Origin of the sequence: Pseudomonas syringae KCTC 12500 (assembly GCF_000507185.2) — a bacterium.
Taxonomy (GTDB): domain Bacteria; phylum Pseudomonadota; class Gammaproteobacteria; order Pseudomonadales; family Pseudomonadaceae; genus Aquipseudomonas; species Aquipseudomonas syringae.
The window spans coordinates 64,503-77,712 of sequence record NZ_AYTM02000001.1; the positions used below are offsets into that span (position 1 = coordinate 64,503).

A 13,210-nucleotide genomic window follows, 5' to 3' on the forward strand; every position below is an offset into this window, starting at 1 on the left:
TGGGGACGGGGGTGTCCGGAGTGGTGGGGGGTTGATTAAACACATATCAACTATCGCAAGCCTGCTCAGACTTCTCGCAAGCTAATTAGTAGAAACCGACGAACGCGGGCCGGATGATCGCCTACGCTACCAGTTCGAAGCGATTTCACGCATGGCGATGGAAGAACAAGAACTGGTAAGAGGCCTGATCGATGCAGTGATTGTGAAACATCAGGTAGCCGGGGCCATTGCCCGTGCAGCAGGGCCAGCGAGTAAAGGGAAGGAATAAGCAGGCGGCCAAATAAAAATCGGAAAATCAAAAGCTAGATAAAAACACCGGCGCTGGGCCGGTGCTAGATGAGTACCGCGTACTTAGACTTAAGCAATCGCTCCTGATATCACACATAAAGCAGTAACAACTTGATCAGGATGATCTTCTAGAGGAACTCCCCAGCCGGTAACCTCAAGCCCACCATAGCTTTGATCGGTATAGAACCACTCTTCAGCACTATCAAACTCTAAAGATGTAAATGGCAATAAATCCGAAACCAAACTACCCAAGCCAATACCAGCCGGCAAAACCCCCTTATAAACAAACTCCCGAGCAAACTCCCCAGAAAAGCTAAAATCGTAAACCTTAACAGCATAAACCTTTCCCGCTCTAACCATTATTGATAGAGCTGGAGTTCCTTTTAGCAGATTATTAATAATTGCATCACTAAATAGCGAAAAAGAGTAGCCTCCATTTCCAAGCTCATCCAGACCATGCGTTCTCAATAGAAGGTCCGGCGAACTTTCAAACTTGTACAATAGACTGGAAGCGTCAACTAAATACTTAAGCAGCACACGTTCCAGCACTTCCGCGCTGATACCCAGCGGTATACCTGCAAGAGAGACGGATGGCACGATTGGTGCCACCCAAGATATTGAAAAATCGTTAAACGACGTCATTCTGGCACCCACGTGTTGGTGGAGGAATTAAATACCACTTTCTGCCCCTGAGGGTTTAAATACTTTGTATTGGCATCATAAATAGGGCTCCCGCTACTAAAAGTCGGTCTGTAAGCCACAGGATCAACAACCTTAACTTTGCTCCCATCAGCATAAGTAAGCTTGTAGTACTCACCTTTGTGAGTTGACAAAACATTATCCCCGATAGTAGATGGACTACACTGAATTTCTTTAATTCCTGTAGTGCTACCTTCGACCGTATAGACCTGGGCATTACCAGATGAACTGGCTTTCACTTTAGGTGTAAGTGTTGCGCCATCCATGGTGAGCGACTGTTTAATATCATCTATTGATTTCCCCCAAAGACTGGAAGGATTTCCAGCAATATCTCGAGGAATACCGGCTTGTGCCGCTAAGTCTTCGCGCAAACCATCCCGAGCAAGTGGAGATGTTGCCGGAATATCGTCTACTACCTTCCCTGCCGCACCTGCCTCTTTTGCACCTTGTCCTAATGGCTCGCTCCTTTGCCCACCTACCGCAGCTTTTGCACTCAGCCCCCCCATCACTTCGAGGGAACCGACCACCATGTTGCCTACCGCATTCCACGTATCGCCATCGACCGCCTGCCCTACGCCATATTTGAATTGCGCGGCGCCGTTGATCGCAGCAATGCCCCGGATTCCAATTCCCAGCGGCCCTGACAACCCATATATAGCAGGGCCGCCAATATTCGCCAACCCTTGCTGCTCATTGTTGACCAGCAGAGTGCCTTTTGCGTTAGCGTAAATCTGCTCCTCGGCAGTCTTGGTCCGGGACCAGCTCAACTGGGCGAATACGCCATCAAGCTCAGCTCGTGCAGCGTCGCTGTAGGCGTTTTTGGCTTCGGTCGTGCCTGCGTAGGAAAAGCCCTGAGTTGCAGGCGTGGTGCTTTGCAGGAGATTGGTCAGCCTAGCCTGTGCTTGCTCTTGGCCGACACTTTTCGTCAATTCGTAAGCGTATACCTGAAGGTAGGCTTGCAGCTCCGAAAGATCGGCCTTGGTCAAAGACTCGGGGTTGGTTTTGTAAGCGTCCAGCAGATTATTGCTGCGCTGATCCGACTTCTCGAGTGATACCAGCTTTCTCGCAGCATCAATCCCCTGGTCTTTTTCGTAAGCCTCTCGTGCGCTGTTTCTTTCCTTGGTGTCATGGTCATTCAAGAAATTGTATTGCGTCGAATTTTTGGCTATCCAGCTACCCTTGTCAATCGAGTTGGCATCAGCGTCTTTCTGAGTGGCAGCGGCCAGGGCGCCTACTATCTGAGAACTCATGGTCAGTAAGTTTTCATTACCATTGACCAGGCTATTCAGGTGTACAACCAAGGCTTCGTTAGCACCTGCAGCCAACGCACCAGTCCTGAAATCTCCTCCGGTGGCCTTTGACAGCAGCCCTCCCACCATCGCGTGAATAACAACCTTGGAAGGCGTTCCGTCCGCGAATGTACCGTGGGTATAGTCACCCACTGCATTGAAACTCGCCGCCGCCAAGGTGTTGAATAGCGCGGTTTTGAGCGCATCACTGCCGCTCCCGCCCGTACCCAGCGCTTTACCCAAAATGGCTGAGGTTCCATTTTGGAGAACCTGATTGGCGGCGAATTGTCCAACGCCTGTCAAGGTAGAGAGCTCTGGGCCAATGATTTTCCTGGAAGCGATATCAGTATGCGTACCCGTAAAACCATCAAAATACGCAGCCGTCAGGCCCGCCGTCACTCCTGAAATGGCATACCCTTTCAGAGCATCCGCAGATGTTACGTCCTTGACTACCGCCCCGAGGTTTCCTCGGTTATTAATAACGCTGACCGTTGCGTTGGTAGCGGCACCCGCTGCAACAGCACCTGCGCCCGCAGAGAGGAACGCTGCAGTGTTGGCACCCATAGTACCTGCCGTGACTGCTGCCCCTGTGGATGCACCTACCGCGCCCATTGCCATAGGCCCCACAACGGCAGCCATGATAATCGCGATGATAATTTGCGAGGCTGGGCCGAGACCCGAGTTGCTGTATTTGAAGGAGTCGTGAATCTCCTTCACTTGCCGCCAATCCACGTCACCGCGCTTTTCAGCATCCTTGAGCCAGGCCAGTTGTGGATCGGCTTTGACCATTGCGTCAATGCTCTGGGTGACCGTTTGTTGATCAACCTGCTTGATATCAATCTGCAATCCATTGACAGCTTTAATGGTTACCTCACCGGCGGCAACCAGTTCGCTCTGGCGTAAGGTCTCGTCGGTATTACCTTTACCTTTGGAGGAAACCCAAAAGGCGTTGTTATTACTCTTCTCGTGACTCTCCTGATGCGAGTCCTTCACGCCCTCAAACGTAACTGCACCACCACTTTCAATCGTCAGGTCCTTACCGCTCTCCAGCTTCGCGGCTTGGTACTTTTGATCACCTCCGCTCGACAGCAACAGGTCGCCACCGGTAGTAATTTCGCTGCCGATGTTTTTCAGATCAGTCACTTCATCGCGCTGGGTTTTCTTCGCGCCGAAGCTGCCTTTTTTCTTCATGTCGTACAGCGAGTAATCACTGTCCTGCGCAGCAAGGATGTCCAGATTCTCACCCGCAACCAGATACGCCTCTTTCCCAGCGGTAATTCGGCTGGAGATCATGGCCAGATCCTGCCCGGCCTGCAAAGCCACACTGCCGCCCGCCTTCAGGTCCGCAGACACCTGGCTGACATGGTCTTCCTGCTCGGTCACCTTCTTGCTTTTGCCGTAGGAATGCTGTTCATCAGCCGCCGAGGACAGGGTCAGGTTTTCCGTCGCGGCCATCGCGATATCGCGCTTGGCGTCGATGCTGCTGGCGATGACGTTGATGTCGCGGCCGGCCTGGGCCGTCAGGTCGCGTCCGGCACTGACCGTGGAGCCCAGTTGCGTGATGCTCGAGTTACTGGAGTTCGCGCCGCGTGTCTGGCCGTTCTCGGTCTGGGCCGAGTCGATAGCGACGTCACGGCCCGCAGCGATGCTCAAATCACGACCAGCCTGCAACACGCTGCCGGTGTTTTTCACGTCACGACCCGCTTGCAGGGACATGTCGTTGGCCGCTTCGATACGTGCCGCGCTGTCAGCGAAGTCCTGACGCCAGGTCGCGTCGCCTGACGCGCTCTGATGGCTGGTCACCGTGCGTTCGTTGATGACATCGCCGCGCAGGGCGGTCAATGTCACATCACGTCCGGCGATAATGCCCCCGGACTTGTTGATCAGGTCGTTACCTGCCAGCAGGTCCAGACGGTTGCCAGCTTCTATCAGGCCGCTGTTGACCAGATCATTTCCAGCAGCAGCCGACAGGTTATTGGCCGCTCGCAAGGTGCCGACGTTGTCGAGGTTTTGCCCCGCGATCAGCGAGACGTCGTTACCGGCAATCAATGCACCGGTCGGGCCAAGGCGATTGTCGGCCTGAGCCATATACAGCACCGGCACCAGCACTTTTTCGCCATTCACTTCATGCTCTTCGAGCCAGACGATGTCATGGGTCAGCGCTGCGACTTGTTGTGAGTTCAGCGATACGCCGACCGCCAGGTTCAGCTGCTGCTTGCCGGCGATTGCGTTGTTCATCAGGTACTTGAACTGGGCCTCGTTGGAGGTTTGCCCGTCGATGAACGCCTGGCCGGTTCTGGCCACGACTGCTTGCTGGACGAGGCGTTGTTCATACAGACCATCGCCCAGACGCTTGGCGCTGACTTCCGGATCGTAGCCCAGACCTGCGAGCAGGTAATCCGAACTCATGGATTGCTTGAGTTCGGTAAGGACCGGGTTGGTTTCGATCAGGTATTTTTGCGGTTTGGAGACGAAATTGCTGCTTGGCAGGCCCTAAATGCTCACCTCGCAAGAGGTGCGTGTTGTGTATTGAGATTTTGCTCCTGTTAAGGATCGAAAATTCATGCTGAAAAAGGACGTATTGGGCAGCTAGACTATAGGTCGTCAGGGTGGGTGCAAAAGGGATGCAACTTGACTGCAGAAAGGTTGCAAATAGGACGCAAAAAGAGTGCAATCAGGGTGCATGTAGGATGCAACAGCAACTGAAAATACTGCTGCAAGAGTGCACCGGATATCAGCCAAAGCAAATAAACCCTAAAAAATCGATAAATGAATGCAAGGCAATCATGAATAACAAGCAACTGAACGAAACAAGCAAGTTTCTAAGTTATATCTTGCGCCATGAGCCTCACACTATCGGATTGCAACTCGACGCAGAAGGCTGGGCAGACATCAACTCTTTGATTACCGGCGCAGCGAAAGAAGGCCGCGTACTTGACCAGGCAATAATTCAGACAGTAGTAAATAGCAGTGATAAGAAACGCTTTGCCCTCTCCGACGATGGCCAGCGTATTCGAGCTGCACAGGGACATTCAGCACCAGACGTAAACCTCCAACACATAGAGAAAGAACCGCCAGAATTCCTCTACCATGGCACTGCAACACGCTTTCTTGAATCTATTCTTCAGCAAGGATTGATTGCAGGTTCACGCCACCATGTGCATCTATCGCAGGAGACTCTGACGGCTATTGCTGTCGGACAGCGCTACGGTAAACCAGTGGTTCTGAAGATTGAATCCCTGCGGATGTACCAACAGGGATTTAAATTTTTTCAGGCTGAAAATAGTGTTTGGTTAACTGAAGCGGTTCCCGTTAATTTTATTTCAATACAAAATCAACTGCCCGACAGCTCATTGGATGAAAATACATCTACAGCCAGCACATGAAAAGTAAGATTCTCTGACAAAAACTGAATACTGAAATGCCTCAACTTCGGCAGTTCGTGACTCGACACAGAACGCCATGCTTTCAAGTTATTCCTTAGCAATTCGGAGTCTATAAACTCGGTCAACTTACCCAGCCGAAACTCACTTGGATCACCATCAAACTCAAAAATAGCACCTCCAGGGAATGGCTCCCGAATAAAGCATCGCACAGATTTAAACGCAACCTCCCGCCTTAAAGCCAGTACAACCTCTTCGCTATCAACTACAACCTCCTTCTCATACTCAATATCAAGTATCACATCCGAGCCAACGGAACGGAATGATACTCTTGACTCACCATATCCTGGCAGCCACTCATATGGATCTAGTATTAATTTTGGCTTACCTATTTTCATGGACGCACCGACTTTAATTGCTCTGCGCCTGTCGGCGGCAATTTGTTATTTTTTAACTGATCTGCTGCCAAATCATTGAATGTCTTACCTGGATAAGCCTCAACACCTGTCTGATTTCGCCCGAACCACTCACTTCGAGGGATAGCTGCCTGCTCAAGCGCGGTAGAAGTTCGCGTATTCAAAATAAGGCGAGCCCCATTCATATCTACATAATCAACGGGAAGCTGATTCGGTTTAATTGTCCCAGCCCTCAAAGCGCCGGCTAAGTCATCAACTGTCCTGATCGGTGTGCCAGCCAGCTCTGAGCCTCCACAGAACTCTTCGTCACATACACATCAGTCCGGTGCTCGTCATCACGCGTGATCTCGTATGCCTTGTCAACATCACGATTCAAGCCCGCTGTTGAGTCCTTACCCGCCGTATCACTGCGCACCACCACATCGCCCGCACCGACCGTGCCCCGGACGATCTGCTCACGATCCTTGTTGTAGTTCCAACCCTCCACGCTCCAGCCGTTTTTCTGGTTGTCGCCCTTGCCTACCTGACTTGAGTCCTGCGTAGGGCTACTGCCAGTGCCGTACGAACCCCCGACGTTCAGGTAGTAACCGTGCTCCTTGTCCTTGCCCGCGATGTCGCTGTAGCCCAGCGTGTTGGTGTCCAGCTTGAGGTTGCCGCTATCGGAAGCGATCAATGCGCCGTCGAGCTGGGTGTGGTTCTCGGTGCGGATGTCGACCTTGTCTTTGACGGTGATGCGGGTCTGTTCCTCGATCCAGTTCTTGGAGCCGTGGGTCTGACCGTACCCGACCGAGCCGCTGACACTGCCGCCAAAGCCCACTACAACGGTCGCGCTGAGGTCGAATTCCTTACCTTGTGCCTTGCCGGTATCTGGCAGGGAAGTGACATTGAATTGCCGCGCAGTGTGACACCGGCAATATACTTAAATTAAGCAAGGACGCTTCGATCCCGCGCACAGACCCCAGATACTCATTAGTCAGACGCCCAATCAGATCAAGCTTAATCAGCTCACGCTTCACAGCAAGATTAAGCTTTAGCAATATCAATATACACACACTCGACTCTAGCTTTTTTTTGGAACTCATCAAAATCCGGAACGTAAAACCTTATTGTATTATTTTCAGCATTAAACCCTGTTCCATCGTCATCAAAAATCAACGACTGACCAATGCTAGAAAAAAAAAGCTCTAACTCCTCAACATTGCTGCCGAGCAATTGTTTTCCGAAATAATAAAACTCAGCCTCAGGATGGTAAAGCTGAACACCTTTTACCTCGTCATTAGCGTCATACCACACTTTAACAACTGCCCCACCAAACACATCTGTAGAGTTTTCTGAAAACCGGGTCTTAGGAAAAGCCTTATAATCTCCTCCTAGCTTTTTTCTTATAGCGTTTCTAAAACGAGCATTTTTGAAAACACTTAAGCCATCAGACTCAGTATATTTAAACCTCATGCCACTCATCTTGATAAAAACCATTTAGAACTCAAACAATACTCTTCCTTTTTACTCAGTAGATAGCGGCACATTGTACTCCGTCCCCTCCAGTAATCTGAATGGCCCTTGCGGTACGGGGACGCCCGCTGGATAGCCTGTCCAATCTGAAATCGAAAAACTTCCGTCCGGGGGATCGATAGAAACTCGAGGCGTAGCACCTTCGGCAGCACTGGTAGCAGTAGCTTTTGCACCATCTAAAAATCACACAAACATCTAATCCATTGCTACGCTTAAAGCGATCAATTTGATATTAGCGTCGCTTTCCACAAGCGTCCATCTTCCGAAAATTCCATGCGTAGAGCGTACGTCTTAAACTCATACTTCAGCCACTGCTGTACATAGCCGATTAACATATCGACTCTACCTGGCGCCTCTTTGCTAGGCGAGCCTAGCTCTGCAATAACATCTTCAACACGCCATGCTTGAGCTATACGACCAAGCAAATCTTCCTTATATGCCGAATAACCTTCGTGAGGCTGCACCAAAAAATGAATGTGATTTAATTTTCCCGAACGAAACCCAATCTCTATGCCAGATTTAATAAACTTATAGAATCTTGTCTTACCTTCCGGGTCATTATAGTTATCCGGGGTTTCCGAAACGGCTGGCAACTCTCCGACTCTTCGACATAAGTCGGTGACTATTCCCCCGCTTTCATCTTGACCAAGAGCCCGAACAAAATCCGACCAAGTGTTCATTATTTAATAACCCCCGTATTGCGATTTCTTTCCACTATTTTTTGAACAGTTTCATCTACTAACTTAGAATCATAACCTCTACTGTTCAGATTTGCCCGCAAAGCTTCTGTGTCACGACAAACTGCACCGCACAGATCCGCAGCATCTTGCTGAATCTGAGCAGGAGTATTTTTCCCGCCATACGTCGGACCTGCAATATGTACATCTCGTGGAACCTCTACAGCAGTAGAGTTTTGGTAGAGAGTCTTGGTCTCCAACTCAGTAAGGGGGCGGCCCAACTCTGCTTCCTTTGCTGTGCGCAACGCAGCAAATGAAGGGATATGGTCGTGTTCTAGACCATCTCCAACAACCTCTCTTGCCTTAAGGTTTTTATAGGCGTCGACCTCAAGTTCTTGAACCGCCGTTTTCGAAGGCGCGGATTCTTTTGCACCCCCGACGATTACGTTCCTATCAACTAAAATCCCCGTTTCATTATCAGCTTGTCCCGCTAGTGAAACAGGGTCTTTAGCGACTGTCTCTTTGCTTGTTACAGACGTGCCTCTGGGAAGGTACGCCCCTGCAAGCACCGCTGTCAATGCTTGAGCCGTCATGGCGAAATTGTATCGGTTTTCGACTTCTTGGCGACTTAAACCTGACGCCTGCGTAATCGCCGTGATTGCCGTATCCCTAGTGATACTATCAGAATCAAGTCCCTGCAAAATAGCATCTAAATTCTGCGAGTCTTGCGGATAGAGATCCTTGTAAATCAGCGTATAGCTGACGCTTTTTCCGTATTGCTCAGCCGCGTTTTTTGCAACAGTTACCAACTGACCGCATGCTGATCCGCCCAGATTACCAGCCGTGCAGACTGCTTTAATTTCCGCATTTCGTTCTTTATCGACTTTATTCAGGGAAACTAACTCGCTGACCTCCTGGGCGGTGATGGTGCCGCTCGTGAGCTTACGCTCCAGCACCTTTTTCCGTTCTGCTTCAGGTACGTGTAGATAGTTGTTCTCAACTGCGTTTTTAGCTACGGATGCTCCGGCAATAGCATTAGAGGCATCACCGCCCACCAGTCCGCCTGCCAAACCACCTGCCAGCGCCGACAGCGCCGAGATTGTCTGACGCTGCTCTTCGCTCAACTCCGACGTTTTCTTGCCCGGATATAGCTGATTGGCAATATATTCCCCAACACTCGCACCCGCAGCACCCGCTAACGCGGAGTTACCCTGCGCCTGAGCAACCACCGCGCCCAAGACAGCATGTGCCATCAGGTTGGCGTCCTTGTTGCCTAAGGTCATTTGCTTGATTTGCTCTGCGAGATACGGCGCGGCAGCTCCGGTCAACGCTTGCGCAATATTCCCACCCGCCAGCCCCTGCAACGCCGCAGTTACGGCTTGGGCAGCACGCTGGTAATCGCTACCCGTGCCGTATTTCTGCATCACGGTGACGCTAATTTGCTCCGCGATTTGTTTGGCAGATGGATCCGTGTTCCCTTCAGCGACCAGCTTTTCACGCGCCGCGGCAATCGCTACCGGATCTTTTTGTGCATTTGCTGCATCAATCGCACCTTGCGTTCGGACGATGTCCATCGCTTGGCTGCCAATGTCTCCGATCAACTGAACCTGACGTAGTCGGTTTTGCTCTTTTTCCTTATCGAAAATTGGACTGAGCGCGTTGCTGGCATGATCTACGTCGCGGCTAAGTGTAGAAATGTCTTGCTGCTGTCCTGAGACATTACGAATGGTCAGACGCCCATCAGAGACTGCTGAGTTTGTTGTGCTGCTATCGCTGCCACTGTGGTTGGCGCCGACAAGCGTGAGGCTACCCATATTCCCCATGAACTTGGAGCCGTCTTTACCGCTTGTACTCCCACTTGCGCTTTGATGCTGGGCAGTAAATTCCGCCTGATTTTTCAGGCCTGTCCAACCTAAAGTCCCAGTGCTGAGCATATTTCTGTCAGCGGCTGCGGTGCTGGCAATCACAGCGCCGTTCAGTTGGGTGTGGTCGCCCACTGTTACCTGATAGCCGCCCTTACCAGCAAAGAGACCTGTTTGCTCTTGCACGCTTTCAAAGTTGGACTTGATCTTGTCCTGACTGACACTGAGCGATGCACTACCCGTCATGGTGCCTAAGCTGAAACTCGCACCGCCGCTGACATCGAGCTGGTGAGAGTCGTATTTGTCGGTGTCCTGCAAACTGGTCAAAGACAAATCCCGACCGACATTGGCTACGACTTGCTGAGCACTGGCTTGGGCCCCAAGAAGAGTCGTATCGCGACCGCTGACCAATGAGAGCTTATTACCAGCGTCGAGGTTGGTTTCAGTCCAGGTGGTACCGTTGCCTTTTTCGTTGCCTGTCCCGCTATTGGCATTAGCGAAGACGGTCAAACCACCACCGCCGCTGCCGACGCCGAGGCTAATACCAATCGCGCCGCCTCCGCTCTTGTTAGATCCGTCGACTTTTTGTGTATTAGCTGCAGCTAGCAGATTGATGTCACGATTAGCCGAAAGCAGCATGTCTTGGCCAGCTTGAAGCTTGCTGCCGGCGACATTGATATCACCGTCCAAACCAGCACCTGCGCCACTGCCTGTAGCGACAATATTCAGATTATTTCCGGCAGTGATTGAGCTGCCTTGGCTTACATTCTGTTCCTGCACTTGCTTGGAGCTGGAACTTTGGGTGCCTAACGAAAGCGCAATGCCAAAAAAACTACCACTTGCAGCACCGGAGTCGATCGCTTGGGCAGCTTGGTAGGCCTGATAGCCACTCAGCCCAGCCTTAACACCTTGCAACGCCGCAAGACGGGAATCGTCCTCACCTTTAGCTGCTTGCGCGTTTTGCACCGTGGTATTTATTGCTTCTCCTACAGCACCCGAGAGAGCAAGCGTAAGGCCGCTTTTCTTGCTTTCCTGGTTCTGTGTGCTTGTGCTCCTGTTTTGCGCCTGAAGAATGCTGACATTTTGGCCAATCAGATTGACGTCATTCCCAGCAACAACATCAGAAGCCTTGACCGTCAGATCTTTACCGGCGGTGATATTCACGTCGCCCAGAACACTGCCTACAGTGCTGCCTTTCTGAGTCTGATTTTCTGAGTCTTGGGTAAACGCGTTTTTCGCTGTTCCTAAGGTGACACCGATGCCACCAGTGCTCATCAGGCCGGATTTTTTAGTCGACTGGCTGTGCTGGGTATTGAAGCTTTCAGTGCCACTGTCGATGACAACATTGTTGCCGGCTTGTAACGTCGTTTGCTCAGTGGAAATGACATTACTGGCCGAAACCACCAGATCATTCCCAGCCCGAACGAGTGTCGTGTTGCCGCTCAGCGTCGATGCAGATAATGAACTCTGGGTCGAAGCGTCACTCTTCATCTTGCTAGTGGTGGATAAACCGAACCCGCCAGACTTAGAAGTGGCGGTGGCGCTGTATTGGCTGTTCTGCGCCGCAGTCAGATTAACGTCATGCCCAGCCTGAACTGCGAGCACACCATTGTCACTGTTGGCTTTTGACCCCTCAAAATTGACATCATTGACCGCAACAATCGTGGCTTTTTGACCTGACTGAATGAGAGACCCGATAGCAACATCACTGTCGCTCTCAGTCATATTCGTACTCTTCTTGCCCCAAGACCCTTTCTTGGTTTTCGAGTAATACGAATAATCGGTATCCTGTGCGGCAAGCACGTTGACGTCATTACCCGCGTACAGATACGCCTCGTCTTTGGCATTAATTCTACTAGCGATCATGCTCAAGTCAGCGCCTGCACTCAGCGCCACGCTACCACCCGCCGTCACATTGCTCGACACCTGGCTGACATGGTCTTCCTGCTCGGTCACCTTCTTGCTTTTGCCGTAGGAATGCTGTTCATCAGCCGCCGAGGACAGGGTCAGGTTTTCCGTCGCGGCCATGGCGATGTCGCGCTTGGCGTCGATGCTGCTGGCGATGACGTTGATGTCGCGACCGGCCTGGGCCGTCAGCTCGCGTCCGGCGCTGACTGTGGAGCCCAGTTGCGTGATGCTGGAGTTACTGGAGTTCACGCCGCGTGTCTGGCCGTTCTCGGTCTGGGCCGAGTCGATAGCGACGTCACGGCCCGCAGAGATGCTCAAATCACGACCAGCCTGCAACACACTGCCGGTGTTTTTCACGTCACGACCGGCTTGCACGTTAGCCGCTTCGATACGTGCCGCGCTGTCAGCGAAATCCTGACGCCAGGTCGCATCATCCGCAGCGCTCTGATGGCTGGTCACCGTGCGTTCGTTGATGACATCGCCGCTCAGGGCGGTCAATGTCACATCACGTCCGGCGATAATGCCCCCGGACTTGTTGATCAGGTCGTTACCTGCCAGCAGGTCCAGACGGTTGCCAGCTTCTATCAGGCCGCTGTTGACCAGATCATTTCCAGCAGCAGCCGACAGGTTATTGGCCGCTCGCAAGGTGCCTACGTTGTCGAGGTTTTGCCCCGCGATCAGCGAGACGTCGTTACCGGCAATCAACGCCCCGGTCGGGCCAAGGCGATTGTCGGCCTGAGCCAGATACAGCACTGGCACCAGCACCTTCTCGCCATTCACTTCGTGCTCTTCGAGCCAGACGATGTCGTGGGTCAGCGCTGCGACCTGTTGTGAACTCAGCGATACGCCGACAGCCAGGTTCAGTTGCTGTTTGCTGGCGATGGCGTTGTTCATCAGGTACTTGAACTGCGCCTCGTTGGAGGTCTGTCCATCGATGAACGCCTGGCCGGTGCGGGCCACGACTGCATGCTGGACGAGGCGCTGTTCATACAAGCCGTCGCCCAAGCGCTTGGCGCTGACTTCCGGGTCGTAGCCCAGACCGGCCAACAGGTAGTCCGAGCTCATGAACTGCTTGAGTTCGGTGAGGACGCTCCACTCGTTTGTGTCGTTATCGACTTTGCTCACCTGACATTAATGTCAGTGAAAAACCTATAGCTTTGCTGGGAACAGTGAGGC

At 51.9% G+C, this 13,210-nt stretch carries 7 protein-coding genes and 1 pseudogene; 1 reads left to right on the forward strand and 7 read right to left on the reverse strand.

The genetic code is table 11. The features are described from left to right. Positions 1-357 precede the first annotated feature (357 nt). Together V476_RS26365 and V476_RS26370 are read right to left on the reverse strand one after the other, a co-directional pair. Positions 358-930: a hypothetical protein gene (locus tag V476_RS26365; protein ID WP_235810949.1), complete on the reverse strand. Its 573-nt coding sequence runs from the start codon at positions 928-930 to the stop codon at positions 358-360. Further along, positions 927-4,580, reverse strand: coding sequence for a DUF637 domain-containing protein (locus V476_RS26370; RefSeq protein WP_394432099.1), 3,654 nt, complete (start codon positions 4,578-4,580; stop codon positions 927-929). Before V476_RS26370 ends, V476_RS26365 begins: the two co-directional genes overlap by 4 nt. A gap of 482 nt (positions 4,581-5,062) precedes the next feature. Between V476_RS26370 and V476_RS00300 the strand changes: the two genes are divergently transcribed. Further along, positions 5,063-5,662 carry an RNA 2'-phosphotransferase gene (locus tag V476_RS00300; protein WP_024961475.1) on the forward strand — a complete coding sequence of 200 codons (600 nt, stop codon included), beginning with the start codon at positions 5,063-5,065 and terminating at the stop codon, positions 5,660-5,662. Here the strand turns inward: V476_RS00300 and V476_RS27840 are convergent. From V476_RS27840 to V476_RS26375, 5 genes and pseudogenes are all read right to left on the reverse strand, one after another. Continuing rightward, entirely contained in the window at positions 5,611-6,057 is a 447-nt protein-coding gene (locus tag V476_RS27840) for a hypothetical protein (RefSeq protein ID WP_146050735.1), read from the reverse strand. The two genes, V476_RS00300 and V476_RS27840, sit on opposite strands and share 52 nt — an antisense overlap. 304 nt (positions 6,058-6,361) lie before the next feature. Further along, positions 6,362-6,961: pseudogene (locus V476_RS00305) on the reverse strand (hemagglutinin repeat-containing protein); the annotation flags it as partial. Positions 6,962-7,098: 137 nt separating this feature from the next. Beyond that, entirely contained in the window at positions 7,099-7,551 is a 453-nt protein-coding gene (locus V476_RS00310) for a hypothetical protein (protein ID WP_235810934.1), read from the reverse strand. A gap of 257 nt (positions 7,552-7,808) precedes the next feature. Next, positions 7,809-8,267 (reverse strand): DUF6392 family protein, encoded by a 459-nt coding sequence (locus V476_RS00315; RefSeq protein WP_024961455.1) that lies wholly within the window; start codon positions 8,265-8,267, stop codon positions 7,809-7,811. Beyond that, complete coding sequence (locus V476_RS26375; protein WP_080360715.1) at positions 8,267-13,159, reverse strand: hemagglutinin repeat-containing protein; 4,893 nt, start codon at positions 13,157-13,159, stop codon at positions 8,267-8,269. The genes V476_RS00315 and V476_RS26375 overlap by 1 nt, the downstream gene beginning before the upstream one ends. Positions 13,160-13,210: the final 51 nt, after the last annotated feature.